Below are 16,231 nucleotides of genomic sequence, written 5' to 3'. Positions count from 1 at the left end.
CGGAGGGCGCCAGCCGCCGAGGTCAACAGCCGGGTCAGTGCCCGAGGCCGCGGTGCCGCTCGGAGTCACGCTCCGGCGACGTCAGCGGCATGCGCTCGAGCACCAGCATGGCGCGGTCGTCGTCGCCGCGCGACACCTTCTTGAGCACCCGCTTCGGCAGGCCGGTGAAGCCCCGCGCGTCGACCGCCTGGAGCGCCACCTGCCGCAACCAGTCGATCCCCTCGTCGAGGTCGCGGTCGGCCGACTCGATGACCCCGTCGGTGTAGAACATCAGCGCCTCGCCCGGGTGCAGGCGGCCCTTGCTGGGGGTGAACTCGGCCTCGTCGATGACGCCCAGCGCCATCCCCCGCGCGTTGTCGATCGACCAGCCCCGGTGGCCGAGGTGCCAGTGGAGGGCGGGCGGGTGGCCGGCGCTGGTGATGGTGTAGTCGCCCGTGACGAGGTCGACCTTGATGTGCACGGCCGTGGCGAGCGACTCCTCCGACTCCTGGCGCAGCAGGAAGGCGTTGGCCGCGGCCATCAGCTCGGCGGGCGGCAGCGCACCGATGAGGCCACCGAGCGCGCCCGCGAACTGCAGGGCCTGGGGACCGACGGCCGTGCCCTTGCCGCACACGTCGACCAGCGCCATCTCCAGCCACCGGCCCTCGCGGAGGTCGGCGACGAGGAAGTCGCCGGCATAGCTCGGACCGTTGGCGGTGATCGTGGCCGACTGGGAGCGCCAGCCGTCGGGCAGCGGCGGCACAACGCCCTGCCGCTGGAGCCGGTCGCGCAGCTGCGTGAGCACCGCCTCGCTGAGCGCCATGGGCAGGCCGGAGCGCTGGCGGCTCGACTGGTAGATCGCGAGCATCAGGGCCAGCGCGAAGATCACGAGGGCCGACTCCCGCGTGGGCGTGGCGAAGTCGCTCTGCATCGAGGTCCACACCGCGACGCCCGCGAGCACGACGGCCAGCACCAGGAGCGGGACGAAGCGCAGGAGCATCGTGCCGACCATGAGGAACAGGAACCACATCGCGACCGGGATGATGACCTCGAGCAGCACCCCGAGGAGCGCGGTGAGGCCGACCATCGCCACCAGGACGACGAGCAGGAACGTCTGGCTGGCCCGCGACCCGGTGCGCCAGCCGTCGATGCGCTGCCGGACGTACGACGCGAGGCCGCGCACCACGGTCCCCAACGCGTTCGACACGTCCGAAGGGTAGGGCTCGACAAGGTCTCCCCGGCGTGGAACCGACAAAATCCGCGACGGCGGATCGATAGGCTCGACCCATGCCTCTGCTCCCCCTGCAGGCCGACGTCCTCGGTCCTGACTTTCGGGTGGAGACCATCTCCCTCCCGCCCGATCCCGAAGGCCCCGTCGTCGCCACCCTGGTGACGCTCGAGCCGGACAGCCCGAACGGTCGCGCCGTGCTGCACGTGCACGGGTTCGCCGACTACTTCTTCCACGCCGAGTACGCCCGGTGGTGGGCCGATCGCGGCTACACCTTCTATGCCCTCGACCTCCGCAAGTACGGCCGGTCGCTGCTGGAGCACCAGACCCCCCACTACGTGGCGGACCTCGACGAGTACTTCGCCGAGATCGACCTGGCGTGGTGGCGCATCACCCGGCGTGACGGCCACCGCGAGGTCATCGCGTCGGCCCACTCCACCGGCGGGCTCACGGTCCCCCTGTGGGCCCACAAGCGCAGGCCGCCCGAGCTCGTCGCGCTGGTGCTCAACTCGCCGTGGTTCGACATGCAGGGCGCGGCGTGGCTGCGCAGCCCCGCGACCCGCCTCGCCCTCGAGCGCATCGGCACCAGCCGTCCCCTGCAGGAGATCCCACGCAAGGTCAGCACGGTCTACGGGCGGTCCCTGCACCGCGATCACGGTGGCGAGTGGGACTACGACCTGTCGTGGAAGCCCCTGGAGTCGCGACCCGTGTACGTCGGGTGGCTGCGCGCCGTACGCCGCGGCCACGCGCTGCTCCACGCCGGCCTCGACCTCACCTGCCCGACCCTGGTGCTCTCCTCTGCCCGGTCCTTCTTCGGCGAGCAGACCGAGGAGACCGCCATGACGCACGACATCGTTCTCGACGTCGAGCAGATCCGGCACTGGGCCTCGTCCGTCGGGCGCCACGTCACCTCGATCGCGATCGAGGGCGCGATCCACGACGTGGTGCTCTCGCGCCCCGAGGTGCGCGCCCAGGCGTACGCCGCCATCAGCACGTGGCTGGCGGCGTGGGTGGAGTCGGGGGTCCTGGGGGCGCGCGAGGGGTCGTAGCGCTCGCGCCTCGACCACCGAGGGCGGGCGACCCGCTCAGGCGACGAGAACGACGAGCGCGACGATCCCGACGGTGGCGATCACCGCGCGCAGCAGGGCCGGCGGGAGCCGGCGTCCCACGCCCGCCCCGATCTGGCCCCCGACGACCGAGCCGAGCGCGATCAGGCCGGCGACGACCCAGTCGATGTCGGCGACCGCGATGAAGACGAGGGCGGCGACCGCGTTGACCAGCAGTGCCAGGACGTTCTTGGTGGCGGTGTGGCGCTGCATCGAGTCGGCGACACCGATGCCGAGGATCGCCATGAGCAGCACGCCCTGGGCCGCCCCGAAGTAGCCGCCGTAGACGCCGGCCGCGGCCACGGCCGGCCAGACCCACCACACGCCGTGGTCGGGGATTCCTCCGCGCGACTCGGCGCGGGCGGCGACCGAGCGCTGGATCCGGGGACCGAGCACCACCAGCAGGACGCCGAGCGCGATGAGCGCGGGCACGATGGTGTCGAACGCCGACGACGGCAGCCAGAGCAGCAGCAGCGCCCCGGCGACGCCGCCGAGCAGCGACGCGGAGCCGAGCCGGAGGACGCGGGCCCCCTGGCCGGCGAGCTCGCGACGGTAGCCGAAGACCCCGGACATGCTCCCGGGGACGAGACCGACGGTGTTGCTGACGTTGGCGGTGACCGGGGGCACGCCGAACGCCAGCAGGGTCGGGAACGTGATCAACGTTCCCGACCCCACCACGGTGTTGATGGTTCCGGCTGCCACCCCGGCGAGGGTGATCAGCACTGCCTCGGTCGGACTCACTGGCCGGCGGGAGCCTCCGGGTCGCTGCTGTCGGTGGTCGGCCGCAGCTTGCCCGGGCTGGCCGCGATCTCGGCCTCCGCGATCGCCTGCTGCACGGCCTTGTCGGTGGCCGACGTCTCGGCGTCGTCGGACCCGCGCGGCAGCTGCGGCTCGGTGGGCCCCATGTCGACCCGCTTGCGCGGGGTGGCGTCCTTGGGGATGCCGGCGATCTCGTGGATGGACGAGCCCAGGCCCTCCATCGCCTTCGTGATCTCGGAGGGGATGACCCACACCTTGTTGGCGCTGCCCTCGGCGATCTTGGGCATCATCTGGAGGTACTGGTAGGCGAGCAGCGACTGGTCGGGCTGGCCGTCGTGGATCGCCTGGAAGACGGTCTGGATGGCCTGGCCCTCACCCTGGGCACGCAGGATCGCGGCCTCGCGGTCGGCCTGGGCACGCAGGATCTGCGACTCACGGTCACCCTCGGCGTTGAGGATCTGCGACTGCTTGTTGCCCTCGGCGGTGAGGATGGCCGACTGACGCTGGCCCTCGGCGGAGAGGATGAGCGCCCGCTTGTCGCGGTCGGCGCGCATCTGCTTCTCCATCGCGTCCTTGATCGAGGGCGGCGGGTCGATGCCCTTGAGCTCCACCCGGTTGACGCGGATGCCCCACTTGCCGGTGGCCTCGTCGAGCACGCCGCGCAGGCCCGTGTTGATCGAGTCACGGCTGGTGAGCGTCTCCTCGAGGTCCATGCCGCCGACGATGTTGCGCAGGGTGGTCATGGTGAGCTGCTCGATCGCCTGGATGTAGTTGGCGATCTCGTAGGTGGCCGCGACCGGGTCGGTCACCTGGAAGTAGATGACGGTGTCGATCGACACGACCAGGTTGTCCTCGGTGATCACCGGCTGCGGCGGGAAGCTGACGACCTGCTCACGCAGGTCGATGAGGTAGCGCACCTTGTCGATGAACGGCACGACGATGTTGAGTCCCGCCGGCAGCGTCCCCTTGTACTTGCCGAAGCGCTCGACGATGCCGGCGCGCGCCTGGGGCACGATCCGGACCGTCTTGGCGAGCATGACGACGATGAACAGGACGACGAGCAGGAACAGGATGAACAATGCTGACGGCACTGGTCTCCCCCCGATCTTGTGATGTGCGTTGGGTGGTGCGGATGAAAGGACGCGAGGCGTCGGGTCAGGGCTCGAGCGTCGCCACGGGGTGTACGTAGGCCGTGGCGCCCTTGATCTGGAGGATCTCGACGGTCTCGCCCGGCGCGATCCGCAGGTTCTCGTCATAGGGAAGCGCCGTCCAGAGCTCACCGCCGGCCTTGATCCTCCCGGGCGCCAGCCCGGTGATCTCCTCGGTCACGAGCCCCCGCGTGCCGACGAGCTTGCCGTGGCCGAGCGAGAGCTCGGGCCCGCCGTGGAGGCGCTTGACGAAGGCCGGACGCACGAAGGCGAGCATCGCGGTCGAGGCGGCGAGAGCGGCGAGGACCTGCACGACGACGGGCAGGCCCAGCAGCGCTGCCACCATCCCGATGACGGCGCCTGCCGCCAGCATGGCCAGGATCAGGTCCAGGCTGAACATCTCGGCGACGCCGAGGCCGATCGAGAGCGCGAGCCAGGTCTCCCAGAGGTGGTCGCGGATCCAGTCCATGCCCTGACCTTATCCAGTGGATGCTGACGTCAGGCGGGAGCGACCCGCTGGGCGGGGCGACGGCGGGCCGCGAAGCGGTCGTCGGCGCGGCTGAGCAACAGCGGCATCCCGAAGGTCTCCGAGAGCGTCTCGGCCGTGACGACGTCGTCGACCGGTCCCGAGTCGACGACGCGTCCCTCGCGGAGCAGGAGGGCGTGCGTGAAGCCCGGGGGGATCTCCTCGACGTGGTGCGACACCAGCACGGTCGCGGGTGAGTCGGGGTCGAGGGCCAGGTGCGACAGCGTGGCGACGAGGTCCTCGCGACCCCCGAGGTCGAGGCCCGCGGCCGGCTCGTCGAGCAGGAGCAGCTCGGGGTCGGCCATCAGCGCGCGGGCGATCTGGACCCGCTTGCGCTCGCCCTCGCTGAGGGTGCCGAAGGTCCGCTCGAGCAGGTGGCTCGCTCCGACCTCCGCCAGCAGGGCCGCGGCCCGGTCGTGGTCGAGGTCGGCGTACTCCTCGCGCCAGCGGCCGACCACGCCGTAGGACGCGGACACGACCACGTCCCTGACGAGCTCGCTCCTGGGGATCCGGTCGGCCAGCGCGGCGCTGGTGAGGCCGATGCGCGGACGCAGCTCGAAGACGTCGGTGGTGCCGAGCACCTCGTCGAGGATGCCGGCGACCCCCGAGGTCGGGTGCAGCTGGGCCGCGGCGACCTGCAGGAGCGTGGTCTTGCCGGCGCCGTTGGGGCCGAGGACCACCCAGCGCTCGTCCTCCTCGACCAGCCAGCTCACGTCGTCGAGCAGCAGCGATGCACCACGGCGCACCGTGACGCCTGCGAACTCGACGACGGCGACCATGATCCTCACCCTATCCAGCAGCCGCCCCCGGCCGGGACGGACACGACGGTGGGGGCGGAGTAGCCTCGCCCGCGATGTCGTCCACCGTCCCCGCCCTCCCCCACTCGGCGACGCTCGCCTGGTGGCTCACTGCGTGGCTGCGCGGCCACGAGCAGACCGACCACGTGCTCGACGAGCTCGCCGACGCCACCCACCTCCTCGCCGGAGGCTCGGCGCTGGACCTGCTGGTGCGCGCCCGCGGCACCGGCGCGACGTACGCCGGGCTGGCGCTGCCGGTGGAGGGCGATCCGCTGGGTCTGGGCGGACCGCCCGCCTTCAACGCAGCGGCCCTCGAGGCCGGCCAGGCGGTGGTGGTCGGCGACCTCGGCCTCGTGCCCGAGGAGCTGGGCGAGACGGTGCAGTGGCGGACGTACGACGCGGCCCGGCGCCAGCTGCCCGACGTCGGCGAGGCCGACCGCGGGCTGCGCGAGGAGCTCCTCGGGGCGGCCGGGGACCTCGCCGACCTCGACGTCGCGCGCTGGCGTCCCGAGGCCGCCGACGCGCTGATGAACCTGCACCATCGGCCCGCGGTCGACGCACCGCTCGGCACCCCGGCTCGCTGCGTCGAGCTGGCTGCGCGCGGGCTGCAGGCGTGGACGATCGTCGACCTGGCGCTGGTCGACGACGGCGGTGCGGTGTCGGCGTACGAGGTGGAGCGACGTCGCACCCTGCTGCAGCCGCTGGGTCGGGCGGCACGCCGCGCGATCGTCGCGGCGTGCTCGCCCGAGGTCTGGCCTCCGGCCTAGGAGGGCTCAGCCGCCGTACTGGCCGCTGCCGTAGGGCGCGGCCGGGGGAGGCGGCGGGTAACCACCCTCGTAGCCGGCCGGCCCCGTCTTGGGGTTGGGGCCGTACTTGTTGTCGGCCTTGGAGTCGGTGCAGAACCACACGATGATCAGGATCCAGCCGATGATCGGGATGATGCCGATCAGGATCCACCAGCCGCTGCGGTCGATGTCGTGGAGGCGACGTACGCCGACCGCGAGGCTCGGCAGGAACAGGGCCAGGCTGACCACGGTGTTGACCAGGCCGCCGCTCGTGGCGCCGTCGTAGTCGGTGCCGATGACGGTGTCGATGATGTTGGTGGCGATGCCGACCAGGAACGAGAACAGGGCGAAGTACCAGTACTCGGAGCGACGCGCGCGTCCGGAGAAGTCGACGTACTTGGACAGACACGTGCGGACTGCGGTCATGAAGTCCAATGGATTACCCCCTGTGTATGGGCGGTTCCGTGGGCCGGACCGCCAGCGGCAGCACCGTAGGGCATCCGGCGACGCGGGACCAGCACCCCGGCCGGAGGGCTACCGCCCGCCCGAGGCGCGGACCCGGGCACCCGGCGGTGACGTGCGGGGCTAGCCTTCCTCCACCATGGAAGACGAGCCGAAGACTCTCCTGGTCACCCTCACGGGCAAGGACCGGCCGGGCGTCACCTCAGCGATCTTCGCGGCGCTCTCGGGCGCCGGGGTCGAGGTCGTCGACATCGAGCAGATCGTGCTGCGGCGCCGCCTGGTGCTGGGCATCCTCGTGACGGCGCCCCGCGACTGGAAGAAGCTGCGCGACGTCATCGAGCGCACCGCCGCCGACCTCGACATGAACGTCGAGGTCGAGCGCGGCGCCGGCGACAACCGCAGCAGGCAGGGCGACCGGTCGCACATCACCATCATCGGCAACCCGCTCAAGGCGTCCGCGATGTCGGCCATCGCCGGACGGATCGCCGACTCCGGGGCCAACATCGACAAGATCGAGCGGATGGCGCGCTACCCCGTCACCGCCATCGAGCTGCACGTCTCGGGAGCACCGGCGGACACGTTGCGCCCGCTGCTCGCCGTCGAGGCGGTCAAGCAGGGCATCGACCTCGCCGTCCAGCGCGACTCCCTGCACCGGCGCGGCATCCGCCTGATCGTGATGGACGTCGACTCCACGCTCATCCAGGGCGAGGTGATCGAGATGCTCGCCGCCCACGCCGGCCAGGAGGCCGAGGTCGCCCGGGTGACCGAGGCGGCGATGCGCGGCGAGCTCGACTTCGAGGCGTCGCTGCGCGAGCGGGTCGCCCTGCTCGAGGGCGTCCCCGAGTCGGCGCTCGAGGAGGTCTACGACTCCATCGTCCTGGCGCCCGGCGCCCGCACCATGGTGCGCACGCTGCGCCGCCTGGGCTACCGGTTCGCGATCGTCTCGGGCGGCTTCACCCAGATCACCGACCGGCTCGCCGCCGACCTCGGCATCCACTTCTCGCGCGCCAACGAGCTCGAGGTGGTCGACGGCCGGCTGACCGGCCGGATCGTCGGCGACGTCGTGGACCGCGCCGGCAAGGCGACGGCGCTGCGCGAGTTCGCCGCGGAGGTCGGCGTGCCGGTCGACGCCGTGATCGCCATCGGTGACGGCGCCAACGACCTCGACATGCTCAACGCGGCGGGGCTCGGCATCGCCTACAACGCCAAGCCGATGGTGCGCGACGCCGCGGACACCTCCGTCAACGTTCCCTACCTCGACGCGATCCTCTACCTGCTCGGCATCTCCCGCGAGCAGATCGAGGAGGCCGACGCCGCCGTCGGCATCGTCACGCCCGCCCCGCCCCTCACGACCTGACCCCGACGGCCACGCACCCACCGATCGCCGGGTCCTCGACGACCCGCGTCGTCAGGCCGGCCGCCTCCATCGCCGCCGACGTCAGGCCCACCTGGGACCGACCGGTCTCCACGACCAGCACTCCCCCGGGCGCCAACCACCCGGACGCGGCCGCGGCGAGGCGACGATGCACGTCGACGCCGTCCACGCCGCCATCGAGCGACACGAGGGGCTCGTGGTCGCGGGCCTCCGGCGGCATGTCGGCGACGCGGCCCGTCGGGACGTACGGCGCGTTGGCGGCCAGCACCTCGACCCGGCCCCGGAGCCCGCGCGGCAGCGCGTCGTAGAGGTCACCCTCGTGCACGGCGGCCCGGGGCGCGTTGGCGCGTGCGCAGTCGAGGGCGACCGCGCTGACGTCGGCGGCGTGCGCCTCGACGGCGTCCGGCAGGCAGGCCGCGACCGGCGCCACACCGCAGCACATCTCGACGACCACCACTCGTCCGGCGTCACCCGGCCGGGACCTGGCCGCTGCCTCGGCGAGCGCCGTACGGGCCAGCAGCTCGGTGCGCCGGCGCGGGACGAAGACTCCGGGGGCCACCCGGAGCCGCCGCCCCAGGAAGCCGACCCACCCGAGCACGAGCTCGAGGGGCTCCCCTGCGACGCGTCGGGCGACGAGCGACTCGAGCCCGGCCGCACCGCCGGCGGCCTCCAGCAGCAGCTCGGCCTCTGCCTCGGCCCACACGCACCCGGCCGCGCGGAGCCGCGCGACCACCTGGGCGTGCGTCACGCGTCGCCGAGGTGGAAGGCGTCGAGCCGCGCCCGTCCCGGACCGAGGTCCGCCCACACGCACTCGACCGTGAACACCGCCACCGCCGCGGTGGGGAACCCGCGCGTGAGCATGCCGGTGGTCGCCGCCGCGTCGCCCTCACCGTCGTCGACGAGCTCGGCCAGCGAGGCCATCGTCGGGTTGTGGCCGATGACGACCAGCGTCCGGACGGAGGCGTCGGTCTCGCGGAGGAGGTCGAACGCGGAGTCGGTGCCGGCGGCGTAGAGCGCCTCCGAGAAGTCGGCGAGGTCCTCGTCCCAGCCTGCGCCCAGGGCGACGTGCTCCCAGGTCTGACGGGTGCGCAGCGCATCGGAGACGAGCACCGCGTCGGGCGCCAGGCCGTGCTCGCGCAGCCGGCGACCCGCGGCCTCCGCGTCGCTGCGACCCCGGTCCGCCAGTGCGCGGACGTGGTCGGTGGGCGCACTGTGCTCGGCCCTGGCATGTCGCATCACGACCAGCCGTCTCGACACGCGTTCCACGGCGTCCCTCCCCAGTCCTGCCCCACTCGTGCTCGGGCCCAGCCTTCCAGCCGCTAGCCTGCCTGTCATGCCCAAGGGACCACTCATGATCATCGGTGGCGCCGAGGACAAGCTGCGCAAGCCGACCATCCTCAAGCACTTCGTGGCCCTGAGCGGGGGCCGTGACGCCCGCATCGCGGTGATCCCGACCGCGTCCTCGCTCGGTCGTGAGGTGGTCGACGTCTACGACGCGCTGTTCACCAAGTTCGGTGCGGCCCGCGTCGACTCCGTACGCCCCGAGTCCCGCGAGCAGGCCCACGACCCCGCACTGGTGAAGGCCCTCGACGAGGCGACCGGCGTGTTCATGACCGGCGGCAACCAGCTCAAGCTCTCCGCGATCGTGTGCGGCACCCCGGTGGGCGAGGCGATCAGGCGCGCCCACGACCGCGGCGCGGTCGTCGCGGGCACCTCGGCCGGCGCCAGCATCCAGTCCTCGCACATGGTGGCCTTCGGCGTGGGCGGAGCCACGCCGAAGCAGCGGATGACCCAGGTGGCCGCCGGCCTCGGCCTGGTGGACACGGCGGTGATCGACCAGCACTTCGACCAGCGCAACCGCTACGGCCGGCTCCTGATGATCGTGGCCCAGAGCCCCCAGCTGCTCGGCATCGGCGTCGACGAGGACACCTGCGGCCTCGTCGAGGACGTCGACGGCGACCTGGTGATGCGGGTCATGGGCAAGGGGGCCGTGACGATCTTCGACGGCGCCCGGATGGTCTCCAACGCCTACGAGGCCACCCGCTCCTCGCCCCTGCTGGCCAGCGGCGTCGTGTTCCACACGCTGCCCGAGGGCACCGTGTTCAACCTGTCCACCCGTGCCCTCGTGCCCCAGGAGCCGGTGGTCGAGCCCGAGGACGCCGACGAGCTCGCCGAGGCGACCCGCGACCTGCGCCAGCTGGCCCGCGACATCGCCGCTGCCGACGCGACCCCGGCCGCGATCCGGCGACGCCTCAAGCTGCGCCGTACGACCACCCGCCAGACCCCCGACCCGACCCAGGGAGATCATCGATGAGCGAGCGGCCCACCCCCGACCTGGAGATCGTCGAGACCCGGGTCTACCGCGGCCCCAACGTCTGGTCCTACGACAAGTCGATCCACCTCGTGGTCGACCTGGGCTCGCTCGAGCAGTTCCCGACCAACACCATCCCCGGCTTCACCGACGACCTCGTCGCGATGCTGCCCGGCCTGCGTGAGCACTCCTGCTCGCGCGGACGCCGCGGCGGCTTCCTCGAGCGGCTCAACGAGGGCACCTGGCTCGGCCACGTCGCCGAGCACGTCGCCCTCGCCCTGCAGCAGCTCGTCGGCCACGACATCCGCCGAGGCAAGACCCGCCAGGTCAAGGGACAGCCCGGCCGCTACAACATCATCTACGGCTACATCGAGGAGAACGTCGGCCTCACGGCCGGCCGCCTCGCCGTACGCCTGGTCAACCACCTCGTCGAGGGCGACCCCGACTTCGACTGGGAGACCGAGCGCGACGACTTCATCCGTCGCGCCGAGCGCACCGCCTTCGGCCCGTCGACCCAGGCGATCGTGGACGAGGCGGTGTCGCGGGACATCCCGTGGATCCGGCTCAACCAGTACTCCCTCGTCCAGCTCGGGCAGGGCGTCCACGCCAAGCGGATCCGGGCCACGATGACCTCCGAGACCTCCTCGATCGCGGTCGACATCGCCTCCGACAAGGACCTCACCACCAAGCTCCTCGGCGCCGCTGGGCTGCCGGTGCCCAAGCAGGAGTCGGTCCGCACGGAGGACGGGGCCGTCGCCGCCGCCCGCCGCATCGGCTACCCCGTCGTGCTCAAGCCGCTCGACGGCAACCACGGCCGCGGCGTCTGCCTCGACCTGCAGGACGAGGCCGACGTGCGGGCGGCGTTCCCGGTCGCGCACGGCCAGTCGCGCCGCGGCAACGTCATCGTCGAGTCGTTCGTCACCGGCAAGGACTACCGCTGCCTGATCATCGACGGCCGGATGGTCGCGATCGCCGAGCGCGTGCCCGCGTCCGTCACCGGCGACGGCACGTCCACGGTGGAGGAGCTCGTCGACCTCACCAACGCCGACCCCAGGCGCGGCGTCGGGCACGAGAAGGTGCTGACCCGCATCAAGGTCGACGAGGCGGCGATCGAGGTCCTCGCCGACCAGGGACACAAGCTCGACTCGGTGCCCGCCGAGGGCGAGATGGTCAAGCTCGCGCTGACCGGCAACATGTCGACGGGCGGCATCTCCATCGACCGCACCTTCGAGGCCCACCCGGAGAACGTCGAGATCGCCGAGGAGGCCGCGCGCATGGTCGGCCTCGACATCGCCGGCATCGACTTCATCTGTCCCGACATCACCCAGCCGGTCCGCGAGACCGGCGGCGCGATCTGCGAGGTCAACGCCGCGCCCGGCTTCCGGATGCACACCCACCCGACGATCGGCGAGCCCCAGTTCATCGCCAAGCCGGTGGTCGACATGCTGTTCCCGCCCGGCGCGACCTCGCGCATCCCGATCGTGGCCGTGACCGGCACCAACGGCAAGACCACCACCAGCCGGATGATCAGCCACATCTTCAAGGGCATGGGCCGCAAGGTCGGCATGACCTCGACCGACGGCGTGGTCATCGACGAGCGGCTGCTGATCCGCGCCGACGCGTCGGGGCCGCGGTCCGCGCGGATGGTGCTGCAGAACCCGCGCGTCGACTTCGCCGTCTTCGAGGTCGCCCGCGGGGGCATCCTCCGCGAGGGCCTCGGTTACGAGCGCAACGACGTCGCGGTGGTCCTCAACGTGCAGCCCGACCACCTCGGCCTGCGCGGCATCGACACCGTCGAGCAGCTCGCCGACGTCAAGGCCGTGATCGTCGAGGCTGTGCCGCGCGACGGGCACGCCGTCCTCAACGCCGACGACCCGCTGGTGCGCGAGATGCGCCGCAAGTGCTCCGGCCAGGTCGTGTGGTTCTCGATGGAGGAGCCCGGCAGCGAGGTGCGCGACATGATCGACGCCCACTGCCGACGCGGCGGCAAGGCGATCGTCCTCAACCCCAGTGACCGCGGCGAGATGATGGTCGTCCAGCACGGCCGCCGCGAGATGCAGCTGGCCTGGACCCACCTCCTGCCCGCGACCTTCAGCGGCCGGGCCCGGATGAACGTGCAGAACGCCCTCGCCGCGGCGGCCGCCGCCTTCGCCGCAGGTGCGCCGCTGCACGACATCCGCCAGGGCCTGCGGACCTTCTCGACCAACTACTACCTCTCCCCCGGCCGCCTCAACGAGGTCGAGGTCAACGGCGTCAACGTCATCGTCGACTACTGCCACAACGCCCCCGGCATGAAGATGCTCGGCGACTTCGTGGACCGCGTCGGTGACTCGCTGGAGTCCTCGCACGACCTGGCCCGGCCCTCGCGGATCGGCATCATCGCCACCGCCGGCGACCGCCGCGACCAGGACATGGTCGAGCTCGGCCACATCGCGGCCCAGCACTTCGACGTGTGCATCGTCCGTGAGGACGTCGCCCTGCGCGGCCGCGAGCGCGGCGCGACGGCCCAGCTGGTGCTCGACGGTGTGCGCACCGCGATGGCCGAGGGCGCGCGCTGCAAGCAGTCCGAGCTGGTGCTCGACGAGATCGAGGCCGTCCGCCACGCGATGAGCCGCGCCAACCGCGGCGACCTCGTCGTGGTGTGCGTCGACAAGCACGCCGAGGTCATGGCGGAGCTGGAGGCCTGGTCCGACGTCGCCCAGGCGGGCTCGGGGGCCAACCCCGACGCCCCCTCGGCCGACCCGGACTACACGCCACCGGCGACGGACTCGTGAGGCCGGCCGGGACGAGGGTGTGCGCGTGAGGGTCCTCGACCTGTCCGGGCTGCCCCACCGCCCGATCGAGGCCCACGGCAGCCGTGGCTTCTCGGTGGGCGCCTTCGGCATCAGCGCCGACGCGCACCTGGTGGCGGTCACGCTCGCCCCGGGCGGGACCATCGGCCGTCACCCGGCCGTCGCGCGCCAGCTCCTGGTCGTGCTGAGCGGGGAGGCGGAGGTGAGCGGCGCCGAGCTGGTCGTACGCCGCCTCGGCCCCGGCGAGGCCGCGGTGTGGGAGCCCGGAGAGGTGCACGAGACCCGGTCGCCCCGCGGCATGACGGCGATGATCGTGGAGGGCGACCTCGACATCGGCGCCCCCGGCGAGCAGGTCGACCCCGGCGACGTCTGACGCTCGCACCGCCGCTCGCCGGGCTGTCGGTCGAGCAGGAGCGTCAGTCCTCGCTCGCCGCGCGCACCTTCTGCGACAGGGTCTCGGGGCTGTCCGGGGTTCCGCCGTGCGCGGCGATCCAGTCGTACGCCTCCTGCCGCTCGGCGTGGCACATCAGGCCGACGACGTCGCCGGGCTGCGCACGGTCGACGAGCGCGGCGAGGCAGGCGACCTCGGTGGGGTAGGTGTCGATGTCGGTGACGCCGACGCGGGCGGCACCCGCGCGCAGCAGGACGTCGACCTCGTCCATGGTGCGCGTGCGGAGGTAGCGCTCCTTGTGGCCGATGGCGACCACGTCGCTGCCCTTGGCCCCGATCTCGCCCAGCGCTCCGATCAGCTCGTCGGTGCGGTCACCGACGGCACCGAGGCCGAGCAGCAGGCGCGCGCCGGGGCGGCGTACGCCCGACATGATCTCCAGCAGCGCCTCGAGCCCGGCCTCGTTGTGCGCCAGGTCCATCACGACGCTGACCTCTCCGGGCAGGGAGAAGAAGTTCATCCGGCCCGGGTTGTGCTCGGCGTCGGGGCGGAACGAGGTCAGGCCCGCGACCACGTCGTCGCGGGACAGCCCTATCGCCAGCGCGGCCGAGGCGGCCGCGAGCGCGTTCTCGATGTTGAACCGCGACAGCCCCGCGAGCGTCATGGGCACGTCGACGAGCTCGACGAGCGGGTCGGGGTCGACTCCGGGCGCGAGGACCGTGATCCACCCGTCGATGACCGTCGTGGCGCGACCACCCCCGTGGCTGAGCACCTCGCGGACCGCGGGCGAGTCGGGGTCGCGGCTGAAGATCCACGGCTGTGCGGAGATGACCGCCTGCATCGCGAGCACGCGCGGGTCGTCGCCGTTGAGCACCGCCCAGCCGTCCTTGCGGGTGATGCGCGGGACGACGGACTTCACCTCGGCGAGCTGGTCGACGGTGTCGATGCCCTGCAGTCCGAGGTGGTCGGCGGTCACGTTGGTCACGACCGACACGTCGTTGCGGGTGATGCCGATCCCCTTGAGCAGGATGCCGCCGCGGGCGGTCTCGGTGACCGCGAGCTGCACGCCCTCGAGCCCGAGTGCCCGCCCGGCGCCCGAGGGGCCCGAGTAGTCGCCGGCCTCGACGAGCACCCCGTCGCGGTAGATGCCGTCGGTGTTGGACCACCCGACGACGAGCCCGCTCGTGCGCGCGATGTGCGCGATCATCCGGCTGGTGGTCGTCTTGCCGTTGGTGCCGGTCACCGCGACCACCGGGATGGTCGGCGTGATCGTGGCCGGCCGGTCGCCCCTCGGGGCCGCCGCGACCTCGTGGGCGGCGGCACTGACGGCGGCCTCGACGTCGGGCGTGGGGAGCGCGTCGAGGGCGTGCGCGACCGCCTCGCCGAGCGCCCGCGCGCGGCCGCGGTTGCGCCAGGGGAAGGCGACGACGACCACGTCCGGGTCACCGGTGGGGCGTACGCGCACGGCGAGGCGACGCGTGCCGGCCTCGGCGGCGATGGCGCGTACCAGCCGCTCCACGGCCCGCAGCGCGAACCGCTGGCGGAAGCCCGAGCCCGCGGCTCCCGGCCGCGTCGTGCGCAGCCCGATGCGCCGGGCGAACCGCAGCGCCGTCTCCTCGCCCGCCTCGGTGATCGTGGAGACGTCGAGGGTCAGCTTGACCGCCGCACGCGGGAAGTAGAGGTTCGGGCCTTCGAGGACGCGCAGCTCGACGAGTGAGGTCACCGGGGGAAACTACCGAAGGCCGGCCCGCTGCCCACAGGCCCCTAGAGTCCCATGGCGTGGAAGCCGCCGTCGACGTGGACGATCTCGCCGGTGGTCGCCGGGAAGAAGTCGCTCAGCAGCGCCACCACGGCCTGCGCGGTCGGCGTGTGGTCGGACTCGTCCCAACCGAGCGGGGCGCGGTCCTTCCACGCCGACTCGAGGTCCTCGAAGCCCGGGATCGCCTTCGCGGCCAGCGTCTTCAGCGGGCCGGCTGAGACGAGGTTGCAGCGGATCCCCTCCGGGCCGAGGTCGCGGGCGACGTAGCGGCTGGTGTTCTCCAGCGCGGCCTTCGCCACGCCCATCCAGTCGTACGCCGGCCACGCGGTGGTGGCGTCGAAGGTCAGCCCGACGATGGACGAACCGCGCGAGAGCAGCGGCCTGGTCGCGACGGCGAGCGACTTGAGGGAGTAGGCCGAGACCTGCACGGCCTGGGCCACGTCCTCCCAGGGACCGTCCATGAACTTGCCGCCGAGCAGGGTCTCCGGGTTGCCGTAGGCGATCGAGTGCACGACGCCGTCGAGGCCGTCGACGTGCTCGCGCACCTGGTCGGCGAGGCCGGCGAGGTGGGCCTCGTCGGTGACGTCGAGCTCGAGCACCGGCGCCTCCTGCGGCAGCCGCTTGGCGATCCGCCTGGTGATGCCGAGGGCGCGGCCGAAGTTGGAGATGAGCACGGTCGCACCCTGCTCCTGCGCGACGCGTGCGGTCGCGAAGCCGATCGAGCTGTCCATCGTCACGCCGGCGACGAGGATGCGCTTGCCGTCGAGGATTCCCATGAGTGTGTCCCTTCGTGTGACCCGGGGGCCGTCAGGTGGT

16 protein-coding genes are annotated in these 16,231 nt (G+C 72.3%); 6 read left to right on the top strand and 10 right to left on the bottom strand.

The genetic code is table 11. From position 1 onward, the window contains the following. Positions 1-34: 34 nt before the first annotated feature. Positions 35-1,186, bottom strand: a complete 1,152-nt coding sequence (locus IEZ24_RS22390; RefSeq protein ID WP_129454372.1) for a PP2C family protein-serine/threonine phosphatase — start codon at positions 1,184-1,186, stop codon at positions 35-37. An 80-nt stretch (positions 1,187-1,266) separates the two neighbouring features. Here IEZ24_RS22390 and IEZ24_RS13745 point away from each other — a divergent pair, with 80 nt between their 5' ends. Continuing rightward, the gene (locus IEZ24_RS13745) at positions 1,267-2,256 is read left to right on the top strand and encodes an alpha/beta hydrolase (protein WP_224745306.1); all 990 of its coding nucleotides are present in this window, start codon (positions 1,267-1,269) and stop codon (positions 2,254-2,256) included. A 36-nt stretch (positions 2,257-2,292) separates the two neighbouring features. Here IEZ24_RS13745 and IEZ24_RS13740 read toward each other — a convergent pair whose 3' ends face one another. From IEZ24_RS13740 to IEZ24_RS13725, 4 genes are all read right to left on the bottom strand, one after another. Continuing rightward, positions 2,293-3,054, bottom strand: coding sequence for a sulfite exporter TauE/SafE family protein (locus tag IEZ24_RS13740; RefSeq protein WP_129454373.1), 762 nt, complete (start codon positions 3,052-3,054; stop codon positions 2,293-2,295). Further along, positions 3,051-4,109 carry an SPFH domain-containing protein gene (locus IEZ24_RS13735; RefSeq protein WP_129454576.1) on the bottom strand — a complete coding sequence of 353 codons (1,059 nt, stop codon included), beginning with the start codon at positions 4,107-4,109 and terminating at the stop codon, positions 3,051-3,053. The genes IEZ24_RS13740 and IEZ24_RS13735 overlap by 4 nt, the downstream gene beginning before the upstream one ends. 118 nt (positions 4,110-4,227) lie before the next feature. After that, on the bottom strand, positions 4,228-4,689 hold the full coding sequence (locus IEZ24_RS13730; protein ID WP_129454374.1) for an NfeD family protein: 462 nt from the start codon (positions 4,687-4,689) through the stop codon (positions 4,228-4,230). 29 nt (positions 4,690-4,718) lie between these two features. Next, a complete protein-coding gene (locus IEZ24_RS13725; RefSeq protein ID WP_129454375.1) occupies positions 4,719-5,525 on the bottom strand; it encodes an ABC transporter ATP-binding protein in 807 nt (268 codons plus the stop codon). Positions 5,526-5,599: 74 nt separating this feature from the next. On the opposite strand from IEZ24_RS13725, the gene IEZ24_RS13720 reads away from it, so the two are divergent. Continuing rightward, the gene (locus IEZ24_RS13720) at positions 5,600-6,310 is read left to right on the top strand and encodes a hypothetical protein (RefSeq protein WP_129454376.1); all 711 of its coding nucleotides are present in this window, start codon (positions 5,600-5,602) and stop codon (positions 6,308-6,310) included. A gap of 6 nt (positions 6,311-6,316) precedes the next feature. Here the strand turns inward: IEZ24_RS13720 and IEZ24_RS13715 are convergent, their stop codons facing one another. Then, positions 6,317-6,754, bottom strand: a complete 438-nt coding sequence (locus IEZ24_RS13715; protein ID WP_207206759.1) for a DUF805 domain-containing protein — start codon at positions 6,752-6,754, stop codon at positions 6,317-6,319. Between the two features lie 175 nt (positions 6,755-6,929). On the opposite strand from IEZ24_RS13715, the gene serB reads away from it, so the two are divergent. Continuing rightward, positions 6,930-8,147, top strand: coding sequence for a phosphoserine phosphatase SerB (gene serB / locus IEZ24_RS13710; RefSeq protein ID WP_129454379.1), 1,218 nt, complete (start codon positions 6,930-6,932; stop codon positions 8,145-8,147). Here serB and IEZ24_RS13705 read toward each other — a convergent pair. Together IEZ24_RS13705 and IEZ24_RS13700 are read right to left on the bottom strand one after the other, a co-directional pair. Beyond that, a complete protein-coding gene (locus IEZ24_RS13705; RefSeq protein ID WP_129454380.1) occupies positions 8,137-8,913 on the bottom strand; it encodes a putative protein N(5)-glutamine methyltransferase in 777 nt (258 codons plus the stop codon). The two genes, serB and IEZ24_RS13705, sit on opposite strands and share 11 nt — an antisense overlap. Next, positions 8,910-9,401, bottom strand: a complete 492-nt coding sequence (locus tag IEZ24_RS13700; protein ID WP_224745305.1) for a SixA phosphatase family protein — start codon at positions 9,399-9,401, stop codon at positions 8,910-8,912. The genes IEZ24_RS13705 and IEZ24_RS13700 overlap by 4 nt, the downstream gene beginning before the upstream one ends. A gap of 97 nt (positions 9,402-9,498) precedes the next feature. On the opposite strand from IEZ24_RS13700, the gene IEZ24_RS13695 reads away from it, so the two are divergent. From IEZ24_RS13695 to IEZ24_RS13685, 3 genes are read left to right on the top strand one after another with little or no spacing between them, the layout of a single operon-like run. Next, the gene (locus IEZ24_RS13695) at positions 9,499-10,479 is read left to right on the top strand and encodes a cyanophycinase (RefSeq protein ID WP_129454382.1); all 981 of its coding nucleotides are present in this window, start codon (positions 9,499-9,501) and stop codon (positions 10,477-10,479) included. Next, on the top strand, positions 10,476-13,250 hold the full coding sequence (cphA, locus tag IEZ24_RS13690) for a cyanophycin synthetase (protein ID WP_129454383.1): 2,775 nt from the start codon (positions 10,476-10,478) through the stop codon (positions 13,248-13,250). Before IEZ24_RS13695 ends, cphA begins: the two co-directional genes overlap by 4 nt. A 25-nt stretch (positions 13,251-13,275) precedes the next feature. Next, a complete protein-coding gene (locus tag IEZ24_RS13685) occupies positions 13,276-13,641 on the top strand; it encodes a cupin domain-containing protein (RefSeq protein WP_165356037.1) in 366 nt (121 codons plus the stop codon). A 43-nt stretch (positions 13,642-13,684) separates the two neighbouring features. Here IEZ24_RS13685 and IEZ24_RS13680 read toward each other — a convergent pair whose 3' ends face one another. Continuing rightward, a complete protein-coding gene (locus tag IEZ24_RS13680; protein ID WP_129454385.1) occupies positions 13,685-15,379 on the bottom strand; it encodes a Mur ligase family protein in 1,695 nt (564 codons plus the stop codon). 41 nt (positions 15,380-15,420) lie between these two features. Further along, positions 15,421-16,191 (bottom strand): enoyl-ACP reductase FabI, encoded by a 771-nt coding sequence (fabI, locus tag IEZ24_RS13675; protein WP_129454387.1) that lies wholly within the window; start codon positions 16,189-16,191, stop codon positions 15,421-15,423. Positions 16,192-16,231: the final 40 nt, after the last annotated feature.

The sequence above is a fragment of the Nocardioides ganghwensis genome, from assembly GCF_014779655.1.
GTDB classification, from domain to species: domain Bacteria; phylum Actinomycetota; class Actinomycetes; order Propionibacteriales; family Nocardioidaceae; genus Nocardioides; species Nocardioides ganghwensis.
Note: the sequence above shows the minus strand (reverse complement) of the source record. Positions and strands in the feature narration are given on the sequence as shown.

What these genes read in the sequence shown, in the direction of transcription:
- IEZ24_RS13745 (WP_224745306.1), top strand. Translation starts at nt 1,267, where the DNA reads ATGCCTCTGCTCCCCCTGCAGGCCGACGTCCTCGGTCCTGACTTTCGG.
- IEZ24_RS13735 (WP_129454576.1), bottom strand. Translation starts at nt 4,109, where the DNA reads ATGCTCGCCAAGACGGTCCGGATCGTGCCCCAGGCGCGCGCCGGCATC.
- IEZ24_RS13730 (WP_129454374.1), bottom strand. Translation starts at nt 4,689, where the DNA reads ATGGACTGGATCCGCGACCACCTCTGGGAGACCTGGCTCGCGCTCTCG.
- IEZ24_RS13725 (WP_129454375.1), bottom strand. Translation starts at nt 5,525, where the DNA reads ATGGTCGCCGTCGTCGAGTTCGCAGGCGTCACGGTGCGCCGTGGTGCA.
- IEZ24_RS13720 (WP_129454376.1), top strand. Translation starts at nt 5,600, where the DNA reads ATGTCGTCCACCGTCCCCGCCCTCCCCCACTCGGCGACGCTCGCCTGG.
- IEZ24_RS13715 (WP_207206759.1), bottom strand. Translation starts at nt 6,754, where the DNA reads ATGACCGCAGTCCGCACGTGTCTGTCCAAGTACGTCGACTTCTCCGGA.
- serB (WP_129454379.1), top strand. Translation starts at nt 6,930, where the DNA reads ATGGAAGACGAGCCGAAGACTCTCCTGGTCACCCTCACGGGCAAGGAC.
- IEZ24_RS13700 (WP_224745305.1), bottom strand. Translation starts at nt 9,401, where the DNA reads ATGCGACATGCCAGGGCCGAGCACAGTGCGCCCACCGACCACGTCCGC.
- IEZ24_RS13695 (WP_129454382.1), top strand. Translation starts at nt 9,499, where the DNA reads ATGCCCAAGGGACCACTCATGATCATCGGTGGCGCCGAGGACAAGCTG.
- cphA (WP_129454383.1), top strand. Translation starts at nt 10,476, where the DNA reads ATGAGCGAGCGGCCCACCCCCGACCTGGAGATCGTCGAGACCCGGGTC.
- fabI (WP_129454387.1), bottom strand. Translation starts at nt 16,191, where the DNA reads ATGGGAATCCTCGACGGCAAGCGCATCCTCGTCGCCGGCGTGACGATG.